A 24,608-nucleotide genomic window follows, 5' to 3' on the forward strand; every position below is an offset into this window, starting at 1 on the left:
TCTGCGTGGAGCAGTTTCCCAAGCTGCGGATCGCCAACTAATCTGGCCAATTATGGAGTCTGCACACTATTTCAGCGCCCAACCGGCCGGACCGTCCACCCGTAAGCCCCTCACCGTAGACCTCGTTGGCGCTACCCGGCACCTGCAGACCTCTTCAGGCATCTTTAGTCCCGACGGCATAGACAAAGGGACGGCCGTCCTCCTGTCCGAGGTACCCCCGCCTTCTCCCCGGGGAAATCTCCTGGACATAGGCTGCGGTTGGGGACCTGTTGCCCTGACCATGGGACTTATGGCGCCATCCGCGCAGGTCCATGCCGTGGATGTCAACGAACGCTGCATTGCATTGACCAACGAGAACGCCGCTTCGCTGGGGTTGACCAACGTCAAGGCAAGCCGCCCGGAAGAGGTCCCTGCCGACGTCGAATTTTCCACGATCTGGTCCAACCCGCCGATCCGAATCGGAAAAGACGAACTGCACTCATTGCTGCTGACTTGGCTCCCGAGGCTGGCACCGGGTGGAAATGCTTGGTTGGTGGTGCAAAAGAATTTGGGTTCGGACTCGCTTCAGCGCTGGCTTGCCGCCGAACTGGACAGTACGTTCACGGTAACCCGTGAGAGCACGTCCAAATCCTTCAGGATCCTCCGGGTCAGGAAAGCTTCCCTTTAGCCACAATCACGGCCGGTCCGCTGAGCTCAACATGCTCGCGGCCATCTGCGCCTGGGAAGAACTTCACATCCACCACGCCTCCGGGCACGTTGACGTGCCAGGCGTTCGGAGCGGTGCTGCCGGCCCAGTGGCGAATGGCAACGGCGGCTGCGCACGCACCAGTGCCGCAGGACTGGGTTTCCCCTACTCCGCGTTCGTGGACACGCATGGTGATGGTGCCAAAACCTTCGTGGACCAAGGGTTCAGCGGGGACAACGAATTCCACGTTGGTTCCGTTCGCCGGCTTGGGGTCCACCACGGGTGCCCTGAAGAGTTGGGTTGCGGACAGCTCGCTGAGTTCTGCCAGGGCGACCACTGTGTGGGGGTTTCCCATGCTGACCGACAGGCCTGGCCTGGCAACCTCAAGACCGTCGGCGCTGACCAGGGCGTCCATGGCCTTGGATGTGGCCTCGGCAGGAAAAATGAACTCCCACGGTCCCATATCAACGGCGTATCCGTTGTCCGAGCGAACGATCGTCTTGATGCCGCCACGGGTTCCGATAGTCAGTGATTCGCCTGCCCCGAGTTCAACAAGCCCCTGGTCGATGAGGAAATGAACGAAGACCCGGACACCGTTGCCGCACATCTCGGACAACGACCCGTCGCCGTTGCGGTAGTCCATGAACCATTCTGCAGAGGGGTCCTGTTCAAGCAAGGCCCTGCCTTCGGGAAGATCACGTGAAGGCACAGCGCGAATCAGTCCGTCTCCCCCAATGCCCAGATGCCGATCGCACAGCCTGGCCACCTGTTCCGGGCTGATTTCATGGACGGCGCCCGGATCTGCTATCAAAACAAAGTCGTTGCCCGTTCCATGGCCCTTCGAAAATGCCAGGCCTGACAGCTCGGCTTCTGGCAAGGGAGCCTCAGCAACGGCTGGATGCTGGGAGGAAACTGCGGCGGTCTGATCCATGGGACTAGGCTACCTTTCGCTGGTGTTTCGCCAGAAATCAGGTCCGGCGGGCAAGCTCCACAGCTTTGGCCACCAGTTCGGGGTCCTGCCAATCCAGCCACTGGATCCGCGGATCGGCGCGGAACCACGTCAGCTGCCGCCGGGCGAACTGACGGGTAGCGACGATGGTCTCCTCCGCAGCCTCGCGGACGCTGGCTTCGCCGTCAATCACCTTCAGGAACTGGGAATACCCCAAGGCCCGCGAAGCCGTCCTACCATCGCGGAGCCCTGCGGTACCAAGTCGTTCGACTTCCTGGAGCAAGCCGGCGTCCACCATCCGGTGGACGCGCTGCGCCAGGCGCTCCCGCAGGAGATCGCGGTCCACAGCGAGCCCGATCTGGACTGCAGGTTGGTGGTACTCCCGCCGCGGCATGAAGGAACTGAAAGGCCGGCCGGTGAGCTGGTGGACTTCCAAGGCCCTGATCACCCGCCGCGCATCTGCCAAGCGGGCGGCAGAGACCGGGTCGACTTCTTCGAGCCGGGAACGCAAGCTTGCCAACCCAACCTCGTCAAACTCTTGTTCAAGCCTTCTTCGGACTGCCGGGTCGGTACCCGGAAACTCCAGGATGTCCAAGGCAGCCCGGACATACAACCCCGATCCGCCCACCATAATGGCGCGTTTGCCTCGCGAATGGATGTCCTCGATCCTGGCCCGGCACTCGGCTTGGAAGTCCGCAACGCTTGCTTCCTCCGTGACATCCATGATGTCCAGCAGGTGGTGCGGAACGCCCTGCCGTTCGTTCACCGTGATCTTGGCTGTTCCGATGTCCATGCCACGATAGAACTGGAGGGCGTCCGCGTTGATGACCTCACCATCCAGAGCCAGGGCAAGCTCAACGCCAAGGTCTGATTTGCCCGAGCCCGTAGGACCGACCACGGCAATGACGGGCAGCGACAAACGGCCGGGATCACCGGGATTCACGACGAGTGACTCCCCGGCTAAGCGCGTCGAACGGGAATGGCGGGCATGCCGAGGGAAACCCCGGCCTTGCCTTTGCCGGAAGCCGGCGCGGGAACCCCGCAGCTGTCCGCCTGTGCGCGGTCCCAGGCATCTCCGGCCCTGGACCTGCGCAGGACGTAGTCCTGGGGTCCTTCGGGATCCGCCACCAGGTGGAAGGCAGCAGCCTCCGTGATCGTGACGGTCACGAAATCACCCGGGCGTGGAGTTTCAGCGCCCTGAGGAACAGAGAAGTGCACCAGGCGCTGGTCCTTTGAGCGCCCCGAAAGCCGATGTGTTTCACCGGCTTTCCTGCCGGATTGCGCAGTGACCAGAATCTCCACCCGGGCGCCCAACTGCTTGGCGTTTTCCTCGGCTGCGATGCGGTCTTGGAGGGCGGTCAAGCGTTCGTAGCGCTCTTGCACAACAGCCTTGGGCAACTGTTCGGGAAGTTCTGCCGCGGGAGTGCCGGGGCGTTTGGAGTACTGGAAAGTGAACGCAGAGGCGAAGCGGGACTTCTCAACCACGTCCAGTGTGGCTTGGAAGTCCTCTTCCGTCTCGCCGGGAAAGCCCACAATGATGTCGGTGGTGATGGCGGCACCGGGAATGCGTTCCCGGACCTTGTCCAGTATTCCCAGGAACTTGCTGGAGCGGTAAGAGCGCCGCATATCCTTGAGGACCTTGTCCGAACCGGACTGCAACGGCATGTGGAGTTGCGGCATCACGTTAGGTGTTTCCGCCATGGCATCGATGACGTCGTCCGTGAAGGCCGCCGGGTGGGGGCTGGTGAACCGGACGCGTTCCAGCCCTGCAATCCCGCCGCAGGCCCGCAACAGCTTGGAGAAGGCCTGCCGGTCGCCGAACTCAACACCGTAGGAGTTCACGTTTTGGCCCAGCAGGGTCACCTCGACGGCGCCATCGTCCACGAGCGCCTGGATTTCGGCCAGAATCTCTCCGGGCCGGCGGTCCTTCTCTTTGCCACGCAGGGAGGGGACGATGCAGAACGTGCACGTGTTGTTGCAACCCACCGAGATGGACACCCATCCCGAGTAGACCGAATCGCGCTTGGTAGGCAAGGTTGAAGGGAAGACGTCCAGAGACTCCAGGATCTCCAACTGGGCTTCGTTGTTGTGGCGGGCACGATCAAGCAATGCGGGCAATGCGCCCACATTGTGGGTTCCGAAGACGGCGTCTACCCATGGCGCCTTGCTCACAATGGTTTCGCGGTCCTTCTGCGCCAGGCACCCGCCCACCGCAATCTGCATTCCGGGGTTGGCAGCCTTGACCTGCCTCAGCTGACCGAGGTTGCCATAGAGCTTGTTGTCGGCATTCTCGCGCACAGCACACGTATTGAAGACCACCACATCTGCGTGCTCACCTTCGGCCGGAACATACCCGGCATCTTCCAGGAGACCTGCCATGCGCTCTGAATCGTGGACGTTCATCTGGCAGCCGAACGTCCGGACCTGATACGTTCGCGGCTCAGTTGAGGGCTGCATCGAATCTGCTGAGGGGGAAGGAATGGTCAAACTCACTACTCAAGGGTACCGGCTTCGTCCAGTACCTCACCGACTATCCGGAACGCCATGGAGGGTGCGTAGCCCTTGCGTGCCAGCATCGAGGCAAGCCTCCGGGTGTACTTGTCTCGTTCTGCGCGGTCCGAAAAGTCCGTCCCTGGCCTTAGCTTCCGTTGGACAAGTTCCCTGGCCGCAGTTTCTTCGTCCTGATCACTAAGTTGGGACAAAGCCTCTTCGGCGTCGTCAAGGTCGATGCCCTTGTCTGACAACTCCCGCCGCAACGCGCCTTTGGCCAGTTTTTTAGTCTGCGAACGGCTGCGGACCCACATACGGGCGAATTCGGCGTCGTCGATGAGCTGAACCTCCTCGAAGCGGTCCAGCACGGCCTCGGCTACATGTTCGGGAACCTTCCGCTCCGCCAGCTTGCGCGCCAATTGCAGCCTGCTGCGCGGCGCCATCGTCAGCTGTCTCAAGACGATGGCCCGCGCCACGGACTCGGGGTCGGGTTCCGGATCACCGGCGACCGACGAATCGGGATCCGGCCCCGTCCTAGCCGTCAACGGCCTTCAGCTTCGGGGAGTCTTCCTCCGGCTTGACGCCCACTCCGAGCTTCTCCTTGATAAGCCGTTCAAGCTCCTGGGCGAGTTCGGGGTTATCACGAAGGAACCGACGCGAGTTCTCCATACCCTGGCCAAGCTGGTCGCCATCGTACGTAAACCATGAGCCGGACTTCTTGATGATGCCGTGCTCGACACCCATGTCGATGATCCCGCCTTCGCGGGAAATGCCCTGGCCGTAGATGATGTCGAACTCGGCAATCTTGAAGGGCGGCGCCATCTTGTTTTTCACGATCTTGGCCTTGGTGCGGTTACCGACAGAGTCGGCACCCTCCTTCAGCGTCTGGATGCGGCGCACATCGATACGGACTGATGCGTAGAACTTCAAGGCCTTTCCACCGGTGGTGGTTTCGGGCGATCCAAAGAAGACGCCGATCTTCTCACGCAGCTGGTTGATGAAGATGGCAGTGGTTTTGGTCTGGCTCAAGCGGCCTGTGATCTTTCGGAGCGCCTGGCTCATGAGGCGTGCCTGGAGACCGACATGGGAGTCACCCATCTCGCCCTCGATTTCAGCACGGGGAACCAGGGCGGCCACGGAGTCGATGACGATGATGTCCAGGGAGCCGGAGCCCACCAGCATGTCCATGATTTCCAAGGCCTGTTCACCGGTGTCCGGCTGCGATACCAAGAGGGCGTCTGTATCTACACCGAGCTTGGCTGCATAATCCGGGTCAAGGGCGTGCTCGGCGTCAATGAACGCGGCGATTCCGCCGTTGCGCTGGGCGTTGGCCACGGCATGGAGGGCGACAGTAGTCTTACCGGAGGATTCCGGACCGTAGATTTCAACAACACGGCCACGGGGTAGGCCGCCGATGCCAAGGGCGACGTCCAAGGCAATGGAGCCGGTGGGAATGACCTCGATCGGCGCGCGGGTGTCATCACCCAAGCGCATGATGGAGCCTTTGCCGAACTGCTTGTCGATCTGGGCAAGCGCTGCCTCGAGCGCCTTCTCACGATCCGGGGTTGCCGCCATGGTTCACACCTCTGATGCTTTCTCGCTGTGGAGTGGCCTGAACGGCCGCTTTCCTGTCATGTCCGACGCTATTACGGTGGTCCGACATTTTTTGCTGCAGGCTGCGCTTATGTGGAAAACCCACAGCGATTACCTTCGTGGAATGCGTCCTTCAGGATCAATTTTCCTCTTCCAGGAGCATATCCCCATCCGAACAGATATTCGAACAAGCGACCGGCGTGTCACCCTGCCGGAGGCTCTTCCCAATTGGTGGGTTTGATGTCTTTGCCGAGGCGGCGTTCGGGTGGAACGTCCTGGACATCGCAGACGGCCAGCCACACCTCGCGGGGGTTGAAGCCGGCAGCCAGGGCATCAACCGCCGTCCTTCCGCCGACCCCGGCCAGCACCAGGGATCCGGCAAGGACCCGGGAATAGCCCATTCCGAATTCGTCGTCCATCAATCGCCAGAAGTCGCTTGCCCTCACCGAAAGAGTCTCTCACGTCCTGCGGACCATAGAATGGTTGCCATGAGCAATCCCCTCCCTAGCGCGCCTGCACCGGCCACTCCCGGCGACGAAGTGGACGACGCACTGCAGCAGGTAGAGCACCAACTGAGCCTGCTGTGGCGCCGGGCCCGGTCGATTTCACACCAGCTCTCCCGCCAGGTGCACCCGGACATGGAACCCGCGGCCTATGGGCTGCTAACCATCATCCGCCGGGAAGGACCGATCCGCCTGACCGAGCTCGCTTCCTGCATTGGGGTGGGCAAACCCTCGGTCAGCCGCCAGATTGCCTTCCTTGAGAGCATTGGGCTGGTCTATAAGGAGGCCGATCCCCAGGATGGGAGGGCGCAGTCCATCCGGCTCACGGACAAGGGCGAAGAGAAGATGCACCAGGTGCAGGACGCTCGCAGGCAGGTGTTCCGGGAGCGGCTGGGCGAATGGCCCCTGGAGGACGTGCAGACGTTGGCCGAGTACATGGGCAGGCTCAACGCCGTCTATGGCGACAGCTTGGTCAAGGACACGCAACTGAAGGACGAACAAGGGTCCGTAGAACCCGGCGACTGAGCAGCAACGGAAAAGGGTCCCCACGCCATATGGCGCGGGGGCCCTTTCCAATGATTCCGGTGGACGGTTACCGGGCTCCGGAAAGCATTCCCTGACCGAAGTCGTCGGTGAGGTCCAGATCGCGTCCGTAACGCTGGGAGAATTCCTGCGGCACGGTGTCGGGAACAGCGACGCCCTCGGCAACTGCAACGCGGTCGCTTACTTCGCGGAGCATGCTGGACAACGGAACGTCCAGCGCGGTGCAGATCGAGGACAGGAGCTCGGAAGAAGCCTCCTTTTGGCCGCGTTCAACCTCGCTCAGGTAACCCAATGAAACACGGGCACTGTGCGAAACCTCACGAAGCGTACGGCCCTGACGCTGGCGGACATCGCGCAGTACATCACCGATCTCGTGGCGTAGTACGACCATTTTGCGCTCCTTCTGTTCGCTCTGTGCCTGATCAGCCAAGCCCACATCCTTCCAGCGGACAACGCCGTTCACGGATACGGGCTGCTTTACCATCTGTATCGCCTTGCTCCCTCGTTGATCCGGTCCGCTGGCTGGCGGACCGGGTGGTTTCTACATCCTAGGCGCCCCGGCCATTCCGAAGCGACACAATGACACAACTATCGGCAATGAGTTTTTGTTCCCGACTACTTTACGAACGGTAACCAAGGTCACCGAGGACGGCAAGCAACCGCACCAGCGCGCCACTGCAGGCTTGGTCCCTTATGTACTGCCTGTCCCCCGAAAACGCGTATTCAAACGATTCGCTTCCCGACTCCGTGGCGATTCCGATGAAGACTGTCCCCACTTCCTTGCCGTCGTGGGGTTCAGGTCCGGCCACGCCGGTGGTGGAAACGCCGACGTCGGCGCCGCATGCCAGCCGCGCCCCGGCAGCCATGGCGGCGGCCACTTGGCCGTCAACCGAACCGACAGAGTCAAGGAGGTCCCGGGAAACGCCAAGGACCGATGCCTTAACGGAGTTCTGGTAAGCCACCACTCCGCCTTGAAGCATGCCGGATGCGCCAGGAGTATTGGCCAACGCCGCCGCCACCATGCCCGCCGTCAACGATTCCGCGGTGGCAACGGTCAGGTGCTTTTCAATGGCGAGGCCGACCGCTGCCGTCGCCGTTTCTGCCGCACTGGAAAACCCGGGAGACCCGCTCATGCCCGGCGCCCTCCCGCCCGCAGCCTGAGTGCCTGGATGACGTACTCGACGCCGGTCCACAAGGTAACGGCCAGGGCGACCATCATTACCCAGAAGGCGACGTCCACTAGCCAGGGAGCGATGGCCTTGAGGGGAAGCGTGTAAAGGAAAATTGCGACCGTCTGTATGACCGTCTTGAGCTTGCCTCCGCGGGAGGCCGGCATGACGCCGTAGCGGATCACGAAGAACCGCAGCGCCGTGATCCCCCATTCACGCACGAGGATGAGGATTGTCACCCACCAAGGCAGTTCGCCCAGCACCGACAGGAGGACCAACGCCGAGCCGATCAGCAACTTATCTGCGATGGGATCGGCAATCTTTCCGAAATTGGTAATGAGGCCGCGCGCCCTGGCGATATCGCCGTCGAGCTTGTCAGTGTAGATGGCCACTGCGAACGCAACCACGGCGGCCCAGCGCCATGGCCCGTGCTGGCTGTTGTCCGCCAACAGGAACCAAACGAAAAAGGGAACCAGGACGATGCGGAGCATCGTGAGGATATTGGGCAGGTTCCAAACGTCGGAAGTACCCGACGTGGCGTTGTCGCCCTCGGCTGTAGTCACCCCTCTAGGCTACCGTCTGGTCCTCAGCGGCCGGTGAGCGACCAGGCGTCCTCGCCGCCTTCGTCGTCATCCGTGCCGTCGGCGCCGTCGTAATATTCGATGGCCTGCGTGCGGTTGTCGAGGTCGGCGGCCACGAGGTCCTCCGCGTATCCACCGGCCGCGATGTTGGCATTCGCGTTGTCGCTCAAGGCAGCGGTCTGGGCATCCGGGGAGGCGGGTGCTTCCTGGCCCTTCATGGCGGCGAGCACAGCGGCGAGGTCGTCCGGCTTCACCAGGACATCGCGCGCCTTGGAACCTTCCGAGGGACCCACCACGCCCCTCGATTCGAGGAGGTCCATCAGGCGTCCTGCCTTGGCGAAACCAACGCGGAGCTTGCGCTGGAGCATCGAGGTCGAACCAAACTGCGTGGTGACCACAAGTTCGGTGGCTTGCAGGAGGACTTCGAGATCGTCGCCGATGTCGTCATCGATCTGCTTTTTGGGCGCTTCCGCGGCTACATCGTCACGGTACACAGCCTGCAGCTGACCCTTGACGTGCTCCACCACCTTGTGGATCTCGGATTCCGAAACCCATGCGCCCTGTACACGCATTGCCTTGGACGCACCCATCGGAAGGAACAGGGCGTCACCCTGGCCGATCAGCTTCTCCGCACCCGGCTGGTCCAGGACCACGCGGGAGTCAGTGACAGAGGACGTTGCGAAGGCCATGCGGGAAGGCACGTTCGCCTTGATGAGGCCGGTGACGACGTCCACTGACGGGCGCTGGGTAGCGAGCACCAAGTGGATACCGGCGGCACGGGCCAGTTGGGTGATACGGACGATCGAGTCTTCAACGTCCCGGGGCGCAACCATCATGAGGTCGGCGAGTTCGTCCACGATCACCAGCAGGTACGGGTACGGCTTGATGACCCGCTTGGAGTCGACGGGAGGAGTTACCTTGCCCGCCCGAACGGCTTTGTTGAAGTCGTCGATGTGCTTGTAACCGTAGTTGGCGAGGTCGTCATACCGGGCATCCATCTCGCGTACCACCCATTGCAGCGCCTCGGCGGCTTTCTTCGGATTCGTAATGATGGGCGTGATGAGGTGCGGCACGCCTTCATAGGCAGTGAGCTCCACGCGTTTGGGGTCCACCATGACCATTCGCACTTCGTCCGGCGTGGCGCGCATGAGGATGGACGTAATCATGGAGTTCACGAAACTCGACTTACCGGCACCGGTGGCACCCGCCACCAGGAGGTGGGGCATCTTTGCGAGGTTGGCAACGACGTATCCGCCCTCCACATCCTTACCCACGCCCATGACCATGGGATGGTCGGTCCGGCGGGCGTTCTGGCTCCGGAGGACGTCTCCGAGGGAGACCGTCTCGCGGTCCGTGTTGGGGATCTCGATACCGATCGCCGACTTACCGGGGATGGGGCTCAGGATGCGTACGTCACTGGATGCGACGGCATAGGAAATGTTCTTGGACAACGCGGTAACGCGCTCGACTTTGGTCCCGGGAGACAATTCGATCTCGTACCGGGTCACGGTGGGACCACGGCTGAAGCCGGTGACTTGCGCGTCGACGTTGAACTGCGTCAGCGTGTCGGTCAGCGCGGCGACGACGGCGTCATTGGCTTCCGTACGCTCCTTGGGGATTGAGCCCGGCGTCAGGAAGTCCGAGGCAGGCAGCGTGTACGTCACGTCCCCGGCGAGTGACAACTGCTCGGTGCGTTGCGGGATCGGCGTCTGCGGCAAAGGCGCGCCGGCAGGCTTGGCGGGGACCTGCGCCACGGGCGTGGTCATGCCTGGTGTCAGAACCGGAATCGCCTCGGTCGGGTTGTCGGCGACAGGCGCCTCGCCCAGGCCCTGCGCGGCCTTGATCTTTCCGACGGCGATTTCCGCCTGCGTGGGGCGACGCACCCCCGGCGGTACGCGGGGAGCGGACGCCGCGGGAGTTTCGTCGTCGTCGACTATCGCGTGCTCGAAGGCTTCGTCCCCCACGTAGCCTTCAAGTCCGGCCTCCGGCTCCTCGTCCTTGCCAAAGAGCCGCGTGCGCTTCTTCCGCTTGGGTTTGGCCTCAGCCTCTTCGCCGTACAGGTAGCTGCGATCGTGCGCGTCCTGCGCAGTGCGGGATTCCTCCAGATCCACGCCCATGAGGTGTTCATAGGCGGAGCGGATGCGCGAGGGTATGGCACCGAAGGGGGTGGCCGTCACGATCAGCACGGACACGAACGCCAGGAGGCCGTAGATCAGGATGGGTACCACCACATGGATCGCGGCGAGGGGCGCCGCGGCCAGGAAGCCCAACATGCCCCCGGCCCGGCGCAACCCGTCAAAACCGTCGGCCACCGAGGGCTGACCGCCAATGAGGTGTGCAAGGGAAGAGCCGGCAAGGGTCATGACCAGGAAACCTATGCCAACGCGGTTATTGCCGCGACCGTCCTGCGGTTTCCGGAAAAGTCGGAAAGCGCAGACGAAGAGCATGAACGGCAGCAGCAGCGACATCCAGCCGAACGTGCCGTTGACCACGCTGTACACGACGTCAGGGAGCCAACCCGTCCAGCCCCACCAGGCGAAGGTGGCGATGGCGATACCCAGGACCAGGTTGAACAGTGCAGCGCCGTCGCGCCGGTCGCCCGGATCGAGATCGCTGACATCCGAACCGATGCGGCGGACGCCTGCGCCCACTACATGCCCGATGCCCTGCCAAACGCTGGAAAGCATGCGTACGGGCAATGGTGCTTGGGGGTCGACGGTGATCTGCTTGGTCCGTGGAGAACTGCTCCTGCCGGTCTTGGCTTGGGAGCTTTTGCTTGCAGCTCCGCCTCGGCCTGTGGTGCCGGATTTGCTGCTGGAGCTGCCTCGTGGCGTGGAGGAAGTACGGGTCGCCATAATTGCCACGCTACCCCAAGGGCGCCTGAAATCCGCGGATTTCAGGCGCCCTTCGGTTGCATGTTGCGCTTGGGGCTAGGCCTCGAGGACCACGGGAATGATCATCGGGCGGCGCCTCAGTTTGCGGTTGACCCAGGTGCCGATGACCCTTCTGACCACCTGCTGCAACTGGTGGTTGGTGTGGTCGGAGTGGCTCAGCACGGCCTCTTCCAAAGCAGCGTTGATCTTCGGAATGATCTCATCGAAAACGGAGTCGTCTTCGGCAACGCCACGGGCGTGGATCTCAGGACCCGAGACGATCTTGCCCGTGGTGCGGTTGATGACCGTGATGACGGAGATGAAGCCCTCATCACCCAGGATCCGGCGATCCTTGAGGTCCGCATCGGTAATTTCGCCCACGCTGGAACCGTCGACGTAGACGAAACCCACTTCCACTTGGCCCACAATCCTGGCCTTGTGGTCCTTGAGGTCAATGACACTGCCGTTGTCACTGAGGATGATGCCGGACGAGGGCACCCCGGACGCCTCTGCGATGTTTCCGTTGGCAATGAGGTGCCGGGTTTCGCCATGGACCGGCATCGCATTGAGCGGCTTCAGGATGTTGTAGCAGTACAGCAGCTCCCCCGCGGCTGCGTGGCCGGATACGTGGACCTTCGCGGTGCCCTTGTGGATCACGGCCGCGCCGAGCTTAAGGAGGCCGTTGATAATGCGGAACACCGCGTTTTCATTGCCCGGGATGAGGCTGGAGGCGAGGATCACCGTATCGCCGTCGCCCACCACTACCCGGTGGTCCCCGTTCGCCATGCGGGAGAGGGCGGCCATGGGTTCACCTTGGGAACCCGTGGACATGAGGACCACCCGATGGTCCGGGAGGTCATCGATGTTCTTGATGTCCACGAGGATTCCCGGCGGAACGTCGAGATACCCAAGCTTGGCGGCGATGGCCATGTTCCGCACCATGGAACGACCGACGAATGCGACATTGCGGCCATGCTTGGCAGCGGCATCAAGCACCTGCTGGACACGGTGGACATGCGAGGAGAACGATGCCACGATGATGCGCTTTTTGGCCTGCGCGAACAGGAGATCCAGGGTGGGGCCGATCTCCTTTTCCGCTGTGGTGAAACCTGGAACGTCGGCGTTGGTGGAGTCGGCCATGAAGAGGTCCACGCCCTCTTCGCCAAGTCGGGCAAAGTGCCTGAGGTCGGTAATCCTGCCGTCGAGGGGCAACTGGTCCATCTTGAAGTCACCGGTGTGCAGGACCGTACCGCCGTCGGTACGGATGAAAACCGCAAGGGCATCCGGGATTGAATGGTTGACCGCCACGAACTCGCACTCGAACGGCCCGAACTGCTCAACCTGCCCCTCGGCCACGGTGAGGGTATAGGGCTTGATGCGGTGTTCCTGCAGCTTGGCTTCCACCAGGGCAAGCGTGAGCTGCGAACCGATCAGCGGAATATCCGCCTTGAGGCGGAGCAGGTAGGGAACAGCACCGATATGGTCTTCGTGTCCGTGCGTCAACACGACGCCAACGACGTCATCCAGACGGTCCTCGATGTACGAGAAATCGGGCAGGATCAGGTCGACGCCAGGCTGGGTCTCCTCCGGAAAAAGCACGCCGCAGTCAACAACCAGCAGTTTGCCGTCGATCTCGAAGACCGCCATGTTGCGGCCAATCTCCCCCAACCCACCAAGCGGAACGATCCGCAGCGTGCCCTGGGGCAGTTTTGGCGGCGTAACCAGACCAGGAAGGGCGGTTTGGGTCATATTTTGCTTCTTTCCGGCGGATCCGGCTTAGACGTTGAAGTCCATTCCGGCTTCCGCCAAGTCCCCGCGGATGGTGTCGATCTCGGCCTGGTCCGGCTCCACGAGGGGCAAACGGACAACCGAGTTGGGCAGGACTCCCTGCCACTTGAGAATCTGCTTGGCGGCTACTGCGCCCTGGACCCGGGTCATGGTTGCACGCACCACGGGCTCCAATTCAAAGTTGATGCGCCGCGCCGTGGCGAGGTCGCTGGCGTTGACTGCGTCAATGAGTTCGCGGAAACGCCTGGTGGCCACATGCGTCGTGACGCCCACGAGGCCGGCGGCGCCCAAGGCCATCCACTGGAGGGTGAGGCCGTCGTCGCCGGAATAGAACACCAGATCGGTTTCGGCCATGACGCGTGTGGCGGCAGCGAAATCGGCCTTGGCGTCCTTCACTGCCACGATGTTCTGGTGCTTGGCCAGCGCAATCATGGTTTCCGGCGCGATGGCGATGGATGAGCGGCCGGGAATGTCATAGAGCATGACCGGCAGGTCGGTGGCGGAGGCGATCGTCTCAAAGTGGGCCCGAACGCCCGCCTGGCTGGGCTTGTTGTAGTAGGGGGTGACGATCAGGAGACCGTCAACGCCAACCTCTGCGGCGCGCTGGGAAAGGTGCACGGAGTGGGCGGTGTCATTGGTGCCGGTGCCCGCGATGATCACGGCCTTGCCACCGACGGCTTCCTTCACGGCGCGGAACATGCCGAGGTTTTCCTCGTCAGTGAGGGTGGAAGTCTCGCCCGTGGTGCCTGTGACCACGAGGCCGTCACAGCCGTCCGCCACAAGCTTCTCTGCCAGCGCCGCGGCCTGATCGTAATCGACCTTGCCATCCTCAGTGAACGGAGTGACCATGGCGGTCAGCAGGGTACCAAGTGAGGGAATGTGGGCGCGCGAGTCAGACATAGGAAAAACGTTACCCTGTCCGGCGCCCGTTACGGGAATGCGGGCCGCGTGACGGTCGTCATCCCCTGCGCCCGGGCCGTACCTCGGCCCTGGCAGGCTCGCCGGAGCAATAGTGCGCCACAGCCTGTTCCTTAAGATGCTCCGCCCATGCGACCAACCGTTGTGAGGCGCGGACATACTCGAACAACTCGAGCGGCGTCAGCGCCTCCAGATCCGTCTCTGAAAGCCGCCTCGCCAATTCGGCACCGGGGACCTGCTCACCGAGAACCACTCCCTCGCTGCGCCACTGATGGTCCTCGGGCGACTCACCCGTCACGAGCCTGCTGAAAAGGAAATCGACCACACCGGGGCTCATGGCCTTCATGGGGCCGAGGCCGTCCAAGGCTTTGGGAGCATCGTTCATGCAGTCATGCTATTCGAACATATATTCGAACACAAGGCCCCTGCCCATGAAATACTCCGTGCACAAGGCCCCCACAGCCCGCCATGAGACGATCACAATATGACTTCGTCAGAGACCGTGCCAACCAGGGACCGTCCCCGGGGAAGCAAAGTCCCTGTCCGGCTGACCGGTATCGACGCGGCACGGGGTGCTGCCCTCATCGGCATGATGGCAACGCACCTCCTGCCGACGTTCGGGCCGGCCCCTCAGTGGGCTCCCACCTGGATCGGCCTGACTTTCTCCGGCAGGTCCTCCGCCCTGTTCGCGGTCCTGGCCGGCGTCGGCCTGGCCCTGGCCACTGGCAAACAGGAACCCCTGCAGGGAGCGGATCTATGGGCCGCCCGGCGTTCAGTTGCGATGCGCGCGCTGGTGATTGCCGCCGTCGGACTCTTACTGGGCGGGCTGGAAGTCAATATCGCCATCATCCTGGTCCACTACGGGGTGTTGTTCCTTTGCATCCTGCCCTTCCTGGGTCTAAGGGCAAGGGCGCTTTTTGTCTGGGCCTCGGCGTGGGTGCCCCTGGCGCCGCAACTGGCCTATCCGGTGCGGTCCGCACTCCTCGATGCAACCCCTGCCCTGCAACTGGGCCACAACCCCAAAACAGAGGACCTCTCCGCTCCGGGGCGCCTCATGGCGGACCTTTTCTTCACGGGCTACTACCCCGTTTTTCAGTGGATCGGGTACCTGCTGATCGGGCTGGCCATAGGTCGCTTGTCCCTGGCAAAGACACGGACCCAACTTCTGCTGGCAGGTATCGGGAGTGTGGTCGCCCTCGCATCAAAAGCGGCAGGGTCCCTGGCCATGGAGTGGTTGGGCGGAAGGATGGCGCTGGAAGCCCTACCGCAAACACGCGGTTATCCCTTGGAAAGCATGCTCCAGGTCAACCTGACCGGCCTCCGGCAAACGGGATCATGGTGGTGGCTCGCCACCGCGTCCCCACATGCCGGAACAACCCTGGACCTGCTGCACACCAGCGGGACAGCGGCAGCCGCCACGGGATTGTTCCTCCTGCTGGGAAAAGCGGCGGCGCGTGCCAGGTTCAACTTTCTGGTGTTTCTCAGCGGCCCGGGAGCCATGACGCTGACACTGTATTCAGTCCATGTGTGGATCGTTGCAAGCCTCCAAGGGCAGCCACTCCCCCAAGGATGGACAGCGGAAGGAATGTTCTGGGCCCAAGCCCTGGCAGCCGTGGCCATAGGGGTCTGTTTTGCGCTGCTGCGACGCCGGGGGCCACTGGAGTGGTTTGCACACCAGGCAGCCCGACTGGGTAGCTACCGCCCGGCAGCAGTTGGCTGACCGCGGAACAACTTCACGGCATCGCGCATGGAGGCACGGGCGCGCTTCCGGTCTCCGGATGCGTCGTAGGCGCAGCTCAACCGGAACCATGAGCGCCAGTCCCCGGGCGCAGCCTCCGCCTCAGCCCTGTACTTCTCGAACTCGGCGTCCGCTGCAGCGCGGACAATCCTGCCACCGGGTGTGCGGGGAAGATTGTCTACGGGCAGGCCGCCCTCGGCTTCGAGGACTTTTGCCATCTGCTCGGTGCGCGCACCAAAAAGCAGCTCACGGATCAACGCCCAGGCACCAACCACGGGCAACACCAGATATGCGGCGCCAATGCCCTTTGCCACCAGGTTGGGGTCGCCCAACAGAAGCACCGAGCGCTGCAGCGAAACAACCAGGTACAGCACCAGCAGCAGCGTGATGGCGGCAACCCAGATCTTGGTCCGGTTCTTCTTGAAGGCCTGCCAGAGATTTCCCATGATGCTAAAGCCCCAAATCCAGGTAGCCGTCCAGGCCCACGGTGAGCCCCGGGTGGGCAGCAACCTTGCGCAGGCCCAGAAGGACGCCGGGCATAAAGGAAGCACGGTCAAAGGAGTCGTGGCGCAGCGTCAATTGCTCGCCGGGACCACCGAACAGTACCTCCTGGTGGGCCACCAGGCCGCGGAGGCGCACGCTGTGGACGCGGACGCCCTCCACATCGCAGCCACGGGCGCCCTCCAAGGCCGTCTCGGTTGCGTCAGGGCTGGCGGGCACACCGGCTGCTGCCCGTGCCTCGGCAATCAACTGCGCGGTGCGTACAGCGGTGCCGGAGGGTGCGTCCACCTTGTTTGGGTGGTGTAATTCGATAATCTCCACGGATTCGAAGTACTGGGAGGCCTTGGCAGCGAACGCCGAAGCCAGCACGGAGCCAAGGGCAAAATTCGGCGCAATCAGGACGCCGGTGTCCGGCTTTTGCGCCAGCAGTTCCCTCAGCGAATCGAGCCGCTGGGCGTCCCAACCGGTTGTTCCCACAACTGCATGAATTCCGTGCTCCACAGCGAACCGGACATTGGTTTCCGTGGTGTCGGGAACCGTCAGGTCCACAATGTACCGTGCGCCTGCATCCAGCAGTGTCTCGAGGGAATCGCCGCGACCGAGGGCGGCAACGAGCTTCATGTCTTCGGCTGCTTCAACAGCCTTTACGGCTTCAATTCCCATGCGCCCGTGGGCGCCCAGCACTGCTACGGCAAGTTGTTCGGTCATGCCGTTAAGCCTACCGTCGGGGCGGCCGGCAACAGGAACCGTTACTCCCCGGCCCCGACCCACTCAACGGTGCCGTCGCTGAAGAACTGCTCCTTCCAGATGGGCACCTCGGCTTTGATCCGGTCCACGAGTTCCGAACAGACCGCGAAGGCCTGGCCGCGATGCGCGGCAGCCACGGCACAGACGAGGGCCGGGTCGCCGACTTCAAGCATCCCGACCCTGTGGGCGGCCCAAATCCGCACCGGCTGCGTGGCCTCACCGGAGTGCTCGGCCACCAGCTTGGCCACGACGTCGGACATGACACCGTGCGCGGTGGGGTGGGCACTGTAGCTCAAGCGGTCCACTGCCTTGCCGCCGTCGTGGTTCCGCACGACGCCGCTGAAGCTGACCACCGCGCCGGAGGTATCCGAGTCGACAGCCGCGATGGCCTGGTCAACGGAAATGGGCTCTGCGCTGAGCACGGCGCTGACAACTTCGAAGTCTGTTTCAGTGACCATGGTTTCCTTCCAATTGTTCGCAAAGGTGCCCGATCACCGGGTCCAGGACGGCCAGGCCATCCATGACTCCCTTGGGTGAACCGGGCAGGTTGATGATGAATGTCTTTCCGGCCGCACCCGCGTGGCCACGGCTCAACATGGCCATGGGCGTTTTGGCGGCACCGGCCCTGCGGATCCCCTCCATGATGCCCGGTATCTCGCGGTCGAGCAGGGGCAGCGTCATCTCGGGGGTGCGGTCGTCCGGACTCAGTCCGGTTCCGCCGCTGGTGATGACGACGGCGGGCTGCTGCGTCAGGAGCGCCCGCAAAGCCGCTCCCACGGGTTCGCCGTCCGGAACCACCATCGTGGGGAAGGGTTCGAAGCCGTGTTCCGTCAGCCAGTCCAGGATCACCGGTCCCGTCTCATCGGGGTAGGCTCCTGCGGCCGCCCTGGTGGATGCGATGACGACTCCGGCCTTCCGGGAGTGTGTGTTTGGCTCGCAGGCACTCATGCGGGTGCACCGTCCGGCGTTTCAGCAGACGGGCCGTTGATGCTCCAGTCACCGCTTTTTCCGCCGCTTTTGGCCAGGACGTGGATGTCCGTGATGACCGCGTGTTTGTCCACTGCCTTGATCATGTCGTAAACGCTGAGGGCTGCCACTGAGGCGGCGGTCAGGGCTTCCATCTCAACGCCGGTCACTCCGCGGGTCTTGACCGTGGCCCGGATGTCGACGAAGTCCGTTCCGAGTTCGAAGTCCACTGTGACCTTGGAAATCGGGAGCGGATGGCAGAGCGGCACCAGCTCGGGAGTCTTCTTGGCCGCCATGATGCCGGCTACCCGGGCCACTGCGAGCGCGTCGCCTTTGGGCAGCTCGCCCGCGCCGAGGAGCGCCAATACGTGGGCGGTACTGCGGACGGTGGCGGCAGCAGTGGCTTCGCGGGTGGTCACTGCCTTGCCGGACACGTCCACCATCTGGGCGGTCCCGTCCTGGCGCAGGTGGGTTAGGACGCCCGGTTCGTTGGAAGGTTGGTTCACAGTACCCATACTTCCACTTCGGCGCCCTCGGGGAGTTCCGTGACGTGGGCGGGGATCTGGACCAAGGCATTCGAGCGCGCGAGCGCATGGACCAGGTGTGAGCCGGGACCGCCTTCCATTCGCAAGACCTCGCCGGAAAGACTGCCCCGCCGTACCTGGTGCTTGCCCTCGGGGGATGTCAAAGGCGCGGCAAGGCGGGCGCGCGTCGCCGGCCTGGGCAGGGGCGTCCCAAGGACTGCGGACAATGCCGGACGAAGGAACATTTCGAAGGACACCAGGCAACTGACCGGGTTGCCGGGGAAGCCAAGGAAGGGGACGCCCTGGAAACGGCCGATCCCTTGCGGTCCCCCGGGCTGCATGGCCACCGGGATGAAGTCGGCTTCCTCGCCCTCCATGGCCTGCCGGACCACTTCGTAGGCGCCTTTGCTTACCCCGCCCGTGGTGACGATCAGGTCCACCGCCTCGGCTGTGGAACCGGCGTGGGGGACGTACTCCTGCAGGGTACGGCGGAGGGCTGCGGGATCGTCGTCGGAGATGCCTGTCCGGACAACGTCCAGTCCCGCTTGCCGCATCGAGGCCTCCAATAGGGTCCCGTTGGAGTCATAGATCTTGCCCGCAGCCAGCTCCGCCCCGGGCTCCACCACTTCATCGCCGGTGGTCACCAGGAGGACCCGCAGCGGTTTGCGAACCTTCACCGAGGACAAGCCGAATGCCGCGAGCAAGCCGAGCTGGGCCGGCCCCAGGTACGTACCTGCCGTGAGTGCCGGGTGGCCCTCGGCGATGTCGCTTCCCGCGTCCCGGACGAACGTTCCCGGGCTCACCGCCGGCAGCCGGACAGTGGTGTCCGGGGCATCCGGAGCCGGAAAGGTGGAAGGGAGCGCCTTTTCGATGGGCACCACGGCGTCGGCGCCGTCGGGAATCATGGCCCCGGTCATGATGGGAACCGCAAAACCCCGTTCGAGGGGTTGCGGCTGCGCTCCTGCCGGCACCGGCGGCGCCACGCTCAGTTGCGCACCGCCGTCGGGAATGTCCGCCGAGTTGACGGCGAAACCGTCCATTTGGGAATTGGCGAACGGAGGCAGGGACAGCGGAGCGTGCAGGTCCATTGCGAGCGCCCTGCCAAGGGCCGCCATCAGCGGCACGTCCTCGGTGCCTTTGGCGGCCACTTGGCGGGTCAACAGCTCCACCACGGCGCCACGGTGGGCGGCAACAGATCTGGGCATGCTGGTCCTCCTATGTAGTCGGGCATGGCGTCCGCCGAAATTGCGGACCTACCCAGAGTAGGGCTTTACGACACTTTGACGCTGATGGTGTGGTAACCGGTGGCACCGTCCGGCGCCACCGGTGCCCTGTCCTCGGTCTGGGGGCGGCCGCTGGAATCAGTAGCCCGCACCTGCACCTCATGGTCGCCGGCTGCGAGGTCAACCGTGTGTTGCCACTGGTACCAAGTGTCGTTGGATATGCCTGCCGCCAAGGTGGCCTCCTGCCAGCTGCCCCTGTCAACGCGGAGCTCCACCCGGGAGACGCCCCGGTGTTGGGCCCAGGCAACGCCGCCAAACTGTACCTTGCCTGCTTTGACCGTCCGGCCGTTGCGGGGCACATCGATCCTGGACTGCGTCTTGATGGGTCCGTGGTCGCTCCAGCCCCGGGTTGACCAGTAGGCTTTCTGGTCGGCGAAGCGGGTCACTTTCAGTTCCGTGAGCCACTTGGTTGCGGAGACGAATCCGTAGAGACCGGGAACAATCATGCGGACCGGGAATCCATGTTCCAGGGGCAACGGTTCCCCGTTCATGCCGACCGCGAGCAAGGCATCCCGGTCATCGGTCAAGGTTTCAAGCGGCGTACTCGCCGTCCAGCCGTCGTTGCTCGTGGACAGCACCATGTCCGCCCCGGCTTTCGGACCTGCCATGGCGAGGAGTTCCCTGACCGGCCAGCCGAGCCAGAGGGCGTTTCCGATCAGGTCTCCCCCGACTTCGTTGGACACGCAGGCGATGGTGATGTGCCGCGCCGTCATGGGTTTGGCCAGGAGCGTGGCGAAGTCCAGTTCGACTTCCCGCTCAACCAGTCCCGTTACGCGGAGCTTCCACGACGGCGGATCGATGGCAGGTACGGTCAACGCTGTATCGATGCGGTAGAAGTCTGCGTTTGGAGTCACCAAGGGACTGATCCCGTCAATCGGCAGGGACGCGCCGGACGGGATGGCCTGGGCAGGGGCTGCCGGGGCGGGCAGGGTCAGGGAACCGCGAAAACCTGAGGCGACGGCGGTGGCGCGTGTCAGTACGGCGGTGACGGTTCCTGCCACCGCCGCCGCAATGGAGGACACCGCCAAGGCGTTCATGAAGCTTCGCCGTGCGAGCGGCGCCGGTTCAGCCGGACCCACTGCATCTGGTGGAGTTGGCTGCGCTGGATCGGACGGACCCCAGGCCTGCAGGCGGCGCACCAATGCACGCAGCAGCAGCATGGTTACCACCACGGCGACGATCGGCGCAAAGCCTGCCTGCGGTGTCGACTGGGCGCGCGTCAGCACCGCGGTCAGCCCCGCAACGCCTGCCAGGCCCGCAAGTACCAGCCCCCACCCTTTTCGCCGGTGTTCCACTACCCCTGCGATGGCCGCAAGGATGGCGGCGACCAGAATGATCGAGGCCACCAGCACGATTTTGTCCGAGGTGCCGAAGAGTTGGATCACCACTTCCTTGACTCCGGGCGGGACAGCGTCAATGACCGCTCCTCCCAAGGCCGTCACGGGCGAGACGAGCGGGCTCAAGAAGCCTGCCGTCAGTTCCCCGGCGGCGATTCCCGTACCGCCTGCGACGACGCCGGCGAGCGCTGCCCACCATCGGACCCTGTTCATGACGTCCCTCCCATGGGGTGGCCCCCTGAAGCACCCCTGCCTGCCGGGAGCGAGAGCGTGAACTTGCAGCCGCCGTCGACGTTTTCCACGTTCACCGCTCCCCCGTGCGCCTTGACGATGCCGGCAACCATGCTGAGCCCGATTCCGGCCCCGCTGTACTTGCCTTGGAAGTCATCCGCGCTCCCCCGCGACTGGTCCTTCTGCCAGCCCGTCTCGAACAGATGCGGAAGGTCGACGTCGGGAATTCCGCCGCAACGGTCCTGGACCGCCACCACGGCGTGGCCATCGTTGCGTCCCACGGTGACGCGCACATCAGTGTCCGGTTTGCTGTACAAAATGGCGTTGAGCAGTACATTGCGGACAGCCCGCGCAACGCTGGGCCCGTCGGCGACGGCCATGCTTTCGCGGTCGCCGCCGCCGTCGAGGGTGATGCCGCGTTGGCCAGCAAGGGGCGCGAGGTCGGACAACGCATCACTGACGAGGTCATAAAGGTCCAGGGGCTCCGCGCGGAGTTGCAGCGAGCCAGCCTGGATTTTGGAGAGTTCCAAAAGGTCGTTGACCATGGCTGTCATCTGCTCGGTCTGTCCAATGATCTTGCGGTAGTACCCCGGCACGTCCGACGCCATGCCGTCTTCCAGGGCCTCCGCCATGGCCCGCATGCTGGCAAGGGGCGTACGAAGGTCGTGCGAGATCCACGAAACAAGCTCCCGACGGGCCGTTTCGATGGCTGCTTCCCGTTCCCGGGATCTGGCAAGGTTCCAACTGCTGGCTTCCAGTTCCTGGGCCAGCGCGGCCAGTTCCGACGTCATCGCCGGAGCCGGTTTCAGGCCCTCATTGCGGCGTTCCAGTGTTTCGCCCCGGCCGATCCGCTTGGCTGCGTCCACCAGCTGTGCAGCGTTTTTCGACACACCGGCACCGAGCATCAGGGACAACGCGACAGCGACCGCCGAGGCCACGGCGAGGATGTACCACATGACCTCAAGGTCCCTTGCTGAGATGAACATGGCGTTGAAGGCACTGACCATTCCCGCCACCAGGACTGCAACGGTGGCCACTACCACCAAGCAAATCTGCGCCAGGACGGACGCGCGGCGGAGCGCTCGGAGCAGCACCAGGGTGCAGGTGCCGATGAGGACGGCCCACAGGAGTACCCAGGCAAGGATGGTTGCCAGTTCATTGCCTTGCATGGGCATCCCCCGAATCGAACCTGTATCCCACGCCCCAGACCGTTTTCAGCAGTTCGGGCCTGGTGGGATTGTCCTCGATCTTTTCCCGGAGCCGGCGCACATGGACCGTCACGGTGGAGAGGTCGCCAAAGTCCCAGCCCCACACAGCCTTGATGAGTTCCTCCCGGCTGAAGACCTGGTTCGGCCTGCGCAAGAGGAACGCCAGGAGGTCGAACTCACGCACCGTCAGCGACAGCGGTGATCCGTGGTGGGTGACGGTCCTTGAAGCCGGGTCCAGCACGAACCCGGAGACCTCCACGGTGGGCTCCGGCGTGAACTCCTTGACGCTGCGCCGCAGGACCGACTTCACCCTCAGCACCAGTTCGCGCGGGGAGAAAGGCTTGGTGACATAGTCGTCCGCCCCGACTTCCAGGCCCAGAATGCGGTCGTCCTCTGTCCCCAGGGCCGTGAGCATGATCACTGGAACGGTCATGCTTTGCCGCAGCCTGCGGCAAACTTCCACGCCGTCCAGGCCCGGGAGCATGCGGTCCAACAGCACGAGGTCCGGCTGCCGTGATGCGGCCAGTTTGAGTGCGCTGAAACCGTCTCCGGCGATGTCCACCTGGAACCCGGCTTTGAGGAGATAATCCCGCACCACTCCGGCGATCGTCTGTTCATCCTCCACCAGGAGGATCCTCCGGTTGCCGGGCTCCGATGTTGCCGCTTGTGTGCTCACATTTTCAGCATAGGTTGGCACTGGAGACGCGGCACCCGCCAAGGGTCCTGTGGCCCCAAGCGTCTCCATTCCGTAAGAACTCTGCCGGGGTCATATCCGGGGGCAAGGTCCGAACCGTGGGACGGGAAAGCGCCGGTGTCACAGATCACGCCGGTGTGACGTAGCCTTAATATATGAGTGTTCAGCTAGGCATGCCGGCGCTTCCTTCCGGAAGCGAAACCGGGACGGGCGCAGTTCCGCCACCGCGTCCGGCCGGCACGCCCGCCGGGCTCCTGGACCGGTACGGCCGACGCGCCACGGACATGCGCCTCTCGCTGACCGACAAGTGCAACCTCCGGTGCACTTACTGCATGCCGGCCGAAGGACTCGAGTGGCTGGCCAAGCAGGCCGTCATGACCAAGGACGAGATAGTCCGCATTGTGCGCATCGGAGTGGACGCCCTTGGAGTCCGGGAACTCCGGCTCACCGGCGGCGAGCCCTTGGTCCGTGCCGATCTGGTCGACATCATCGCCGCCCTTCGCAGCGCCCACCCCGACCTGCCCATCTCCATGACCACCAATGCTGTTGGACTGGACAAGAAGGCCACAGCGCTGAAGGCGGCGGGGTTGAGTCGCATCAATGTGTCCCTGGACTCCCTGCACGAGGAAACCTTCACCAAGCTCACCCGCCGGCCTTTCCTGGACCGTGTCCTCGCCGGAGTGGACGCCGCTTGGGCCGCCGGACTGGGCCCGGTCAAGCTCAATGCCGTGCTGATGCGTGGAATCAACGACTCCGAGTCCCCCGACCTCCTGGCCTGGGCCTTGGACCGTGGCTATGAACTGCGCTTTATCGAACAGATGCCCCTCGATGCCGACCACGGCTGGACCCGGCGCAACATGATTACTGCGGCCGAGATCCGCGAACTCCTGTCCGAAAGGTTCGCCCTGACCCCCGATCCGCGCGAACGTGACGGCGCGCCCGCCGAACGTTTTGAAGTACGACGCCGGGAGGCAGCTTCCGGTGGTGGCTCGGGCCCCGTGCTGGGCACGGTGGGGATTATCGCGTCCGTCACCGAACCCTTCTGCTCGGACTGCAGGCGTACCCGCATCACTGCCGAAGGCAAGATCATGAGCTGCCTCTTCTCGCACGAGGAATTCGATCTCCTGGGCCTGCTTCGCGAGGGTGCCACGGATGAACAGCTTGCAGAACGATGGCAGGACGCCATGTGGGTCAAGCCCAAGGCCCACGGCATGGACCACACCGGTCTGGGTGCACCCGACTTTGTGCAGCCGGACCGCAGCATGAGCGCTATCGGAGGCTGAAACC

26 protein-coding genes are annotated in these 24,608 nt (G+C 63.6%); 4 read left to right on the forward strand and 22 right to left on the reverse strand.

Annotated features, from left to right (window positions below; all coding sequences use genetic code 11):
* Positions 1 to 52: 52 nt before the first annotated feature.
* Positions 53 to 667: a class I SAM-dependent methyltransferase gene (locus ACIPY2_RS15410; protein WP_400267263.1), complete on the forward strand. Its 615-nt coding sequence runs from the start codon at positions 53 to 55 to the stop codon at positions 665 to 667.
* Here the strand turns inward: ACIPY2_RS15410 and dapF are convergent.
* From dapF to ACIPY2_RS15440, 6 genes are all read right to left on the reverse strand, one after another.
* Positions 648 to 1,616 carry a diaminopimelate epimerase gene (gene dapF / locus ACIPY2_RS15415; protein ID WP_400267264.1) on the reverse strand — a complete coding sequence of 323 codons (969 nt, stop codon included), beginning with the start codon at positions 1,614 to 1,616 and terminating at the stop codon, positions 648 to 650. The two genes, ACIPY2_RS15410 and dapF, sit on opposite strands and share 20 nt — an antisense overlap.
* Positions 1,617 to 1,653: 37 nt before the next feature.
* A complete protein-coding gene (miaA, locus tag ACIPY2_RS15420; protein WP_400267265.1) occupies positions 1,654 to 2,577 on the reverse strand; it encodes a tRNA (adenosine(37)-N6)-dimethylallyltransferase MiaA in 924 nt (307 codons plus the stop codon).
* 17 nt (positions 2,578 to 2,594) lie between these two features.
* Entirely contained in the window at positions 2,595 to 4,127 is a 1,533-nt protein-coding gene (gene miaB, locus ACIPY2_RS15425; protein WP_400267266.1) for a tRNA (N6-isopentenyl adenosine(37)-C2)-methylthiotransferase MiaB, read from the reverse strand.
* Entirely contained in the window at positions 4,127 to 4,669 is a 543-nt protein-coding gene (locus tag ACIPY2_RS15430; RefSeq protein ID WP_400267267.1) for a regulatory protein RecX, read from the reverse strand. Before ACIPY2_RS15430 ends, miaB begins: the two co-directional genes overlap by 1 nt.
* Positions 4,659 to 5,699, reverse strand: coding sequence for a recombinase RecA (recA, locus tag ACIPY2_RS15435; RefSeq protein ID WP_216925257.1), 1,041 nt, complete (start codon positions 5,697 to 5,699; stop codon positions 4,659 to 4,661). The genes ACIPY2_RS15430 and recA overlap by 11 nt, the downstream gene beginning before the upstream one ends.
* A gap of 221 nt (positions 5,700 to 5,920) precedes the next feature.
* Positions 5,921 to 6,163 (reverse strand): DUF3046 domain-containing protein, encoded by a 243-nt coding sequence (locus ACIPY2_RS15440; protein ID WP_400267268.1) that lies wholly within the window; start codon positions 6,161 to 6,163, stop codon positions 5,921 to 5,923.
* A 42-nt stretch (positions 6,164 to 6,205) separates the two neighbouring features.
* Here ACIPY2_RS15440 and ACIPY2_RS15445 point away from each other — a divergent pair, with 42 nt between their 5' ends.
* Positions 6,206 to 6,745, forward strand: coding sequence for a MarR family winged helix-turn-helix transcriptional regulator (locus ACIPY2_RS15445; protein WP_400267269.1), 540 nt, complete (start codon positions 6,206 to 6,208; stop codon positions 6,743 to 6,745).
* A gap of 67 nt (positions 6,746 to 6,812) precedes the next feature.
* Here ACIPY2_RS15445 and ACIPY2_RS15450 read toward each other — a convergent pair whose 3' ends face one another.
* From ACIPY2_RS15450 to ACIPY2_RS15480, 7 genes are all read right to left on the reverse strand, one after another.
* Positions 6,813 to 7,247, reverse strand: coding sequence for a helix-turn-helix domain-containing protein (locus ACIPY2_RS15450; RefSeq protein ID WP_021472656.1), 435 nt, complete (start codon positions 7,245 to 7,247; stop codon positions 6,813 to 6,815).
* Between the two features lie 136 nt (positions 7,248 to 7,383).
* Positions 7,384 to 7,896: a CinA family protein gene (locus tag ACIPY2_RS15455; RefSeq protein ID WP_400267270.1), complete on the reverse strand. Its 513-nt coding sequence runs from the start codon at positions 7,894 to 7,896 to the stop codon at positions 7,384 to 7,386.
* A complete protein-coding gene (gene pgsA, locus ACIPY2_RS15460; RefSeq protein ID WP_400267271.1) occupies positions 7,893 to 8,495 on the reverse strand; it encodes a CDP-diacylglycerol--glycerol-3-phosphate 3-phosphatidyltransferase in 603 nt (200 codons plus the stop codon). The genes ACIPY2_RS15455 and pgsA overlap by 4 nt, the downstream gene beginning before the upstream one ends.
* 23 nt (positions 8,496 to 8,518) lie before the next feature.
* Positions 8,519 to 11,368, reverse strand: a complete 2,850-nt coding sequence (locus ACIPY2_RS15465; RefSeq protein ID WP_400267272.1) for a DNA translocase FtsK — start codon at positions 11,366 to 11,368, stop codon at positions 8,519 to 8,521.
* A gap of 75 nt (positions 11,369 to 11,443) precedes the next feature.
* Complete coding sequence (locus tag ACIPY2_RS15470) at positions 11,444 to 13,135, reverse strand: ribonuclease J (protein WP_400267273.1); 1,692 nt, start codon at positions 13,133 to 13,135, stop codon at positions 11,444 to 11,446.
* A 27-nt stretch (positions 13,136 to 13,162) separates the two neighbouring features.
* On the reverse strand, positions 13,163 to 14,074 hold the full coding sequence (dapA, locus tag ACIPY2_RS15475; protein WP_400267274.1) for a 4-hydroxy-tetrahydrodipicolinate synthase: 912 nt from the start codon (positions 14,072 to 14,074) through the stop codon (positions 13,163 to 13,165).
* A 58-nt stretch (positions 14,075 to 14,132) separates the two neighbouring features.
* Positions 14,133 to 14,477 carry a hypothetical protein gene (locus ACIPY2_RS15480; RefSeq protein ID WP_400267275.1) on the reverse strand — a complete coding sequence of 115 codons (345 nt, stop codon included), beginning with the start codon at positions 14,475 to 14,477 and terminating at the stop codon, positions 14,133 to 14,135.
* A 99-nt stretch (positions 14,478 to 14,576) separates the two neighbouring features.
* Here ACIPY2_RS15480 and ACIPY2_RS15485 point away from each other — a divergent pair, with 99 nt between their 5' ends.
* Positions 14,577 to 15,812, forward strand: coding sequence for a heparan-alpha-glucosaminide N-acetyltransferase domain-containing protein (locus ACIPY2_RS15485; RefSeq protein WP_400267276.1), 1,236 nt, complete (start codon positions 14,577 to 14,579; stop codon positions 15,810 to 15,812).
* On the opposite strand, the gene ACIPY2_RS15490 is transcribed toward ACIPY2_RS15485, so the two are convergent.
* The 9 genes from ACIPY2_RS15490 to ACIPY2_RS15530 all read right to left on the reverse strand — a co-directional run bounded on the left by ACIPY2_RS15490 (position 15,788) and on the right by ACIPY2_RS15530 (position 23,372).
* Positions 15,788 to 16,276, reverse strand: a complete 489-nt coding sequence (locus ACIPY2_RS15490; RefSeq protein ID WP_400267277.1) for a hypothetical protein — start codon at positions 16,274 to 16,276, stop codon at positions 15,788 to 15,790. The genes ACIPY2_RS15485 and ACIPY2_RS15490 overlap by 25 nt on opposite strands.
* 4 nt (positions 16,277 to 16,280) lie before the next feature.
* The gene (gene dapB, locus ACIPY2_RS15495) at positions 16,281 to 17,039 is read right to left on the reverse strand and encodes a 4-hydroxy-tetrahydrodipicolinate reductase (protein ID WP_400267278.1); all 759 of its coding nucleotides are present in this window, start codon (positions 17,037 to 17,039) and stop codon (positions 16,281 to 16,283) included.
* A 41-nt stretch (positions 17,040 to 17,080) separates the two neighbouring features.
* Complete coding sequence (locus ACIPY2_RS15500) at positions 17,081 to 17,536, reverse strand: molybdenum cofactor biosynthesis protein MoaE (RefSeq protein WP_400267279.1); 456 nt, start codon at positions 17,534 to 17,536, stop codon at positions 17,081 to 17,083.
* The gene (locus ACIPY2_RS15505) at positions 17,526 to 18,026 is read right to left on the reverse strand and encodes a MogA/MoaB family molybdenum cofactor biosynthesis protein (RefSeq protein WP_400267280.1); all 501 of its coding nucleotides are present in this window, start codon (positions 18,024 to 18,026) and stop codon (positions 17,526 to 17,528) included. The genes ACIPY2_RS15500 and ACIPY2_RS15505 overlap by 11 nt, the downstream gene beginning before the upstream one ends.
* Entirely contained in the window at positions 18,023 to 18,559 is a 537-nt protein-coding gene (gene moaC / locus ACIPY2_RS15510) for a cyclic pyranopterin monophosphate synthase MoaC (RefSeq protein WP_400267281.1), read from the reverse strand. Before moaC ends, ACIPY2_RS15505 begins: the two co-directional genes overlap by 4 nt.
* Positions 18,547 to 19,773, reverse strand: coding sequence for a gephyrin-like molybdotransferase Glp (glp, locus tag ACIPY2_RS15515; RefSeq protein ID WP_400267282.1), 1,227 nt, complete (start codon positions 19,771 to 19,773; stop codon positions 18,547 to 18,549). The genes moaC and glp overlap by 13 nt, the downstream gene beginning before the upstream one ends.
* A gap of 65 nt (positions 19,774 to 19,838) precedes the next feature.
* The gene (locus ACIPY2_RS15520) at positions 19,839 to 21,401 is read right to left on the reverse strand and encodes a molybdopterin-dependent oxidoreductase (RefSeq protein ID WP_400267283.1); all 1,563 of its coding nucleotides are present in this window, start codon (positions 21,399 to 21,401) and stop codon (positions 19,839 to 19,841) included.
* Complete coding sequence (locus ACIPY2_RS15525; protein ID WP_400267284.1) at positions 21,398 to 22,588, reverse strand: sensor histidine kinase; 1,191 nt, start codon at positions 22,586 to 22,588, stop codon at positions 21,398 to 21,400. Before ACIPY2_RS15525 ends, ACIPY2_RS15520 begins: the two co-directional genes overlap by 4 nt.
* The gene (locus tag ACIPY2_RS15530) at positions 22,575 to 23,372 is read right to left on the reverse strand and encodes a response regulator transcription factor (protein ID WP_400267285.1); all 798 of its coding nucleotides are present in this window, start codon (positions 23,370 to 23,372) and stop codon (positions 22,575 to 22,577) included. Before ACIPY2_RS15530 ends, ACIPY2_RS15525 begins: the two co-directional genes overlap by 14 nt.
* Positions 23,373 to 23,476: 104 nt before the next feature.
* Here ACIPY2_RS15530 and moaA point away from each other — a divergent pair, with 104 nt between their 5' ends.
* A complete protein-coding gene (moaA, locus tag ACIPY2_RS15535) occupies positions 23,477 to 24,604 on the forward strand; it encodes a GTP 3',8-cyclase MoaA (RefSeq protein ID WP_400267286.1) in 1,128 nt (375 codons plus the stop codon).
* Positions 24,605 to 24,608: the final 4 nt, after the last annotated feature.

Origin of the sequence: Paenarthrobacter sp. NPDC089675, from assembly GCF_044749185.1 — a bacterium.
Taxonomy (GTDB): domain Bacteria; phylum Actinomycetota; class Actinomycetes; order Actinomycetales; family Micrococcaceae; genus Arthrobacter.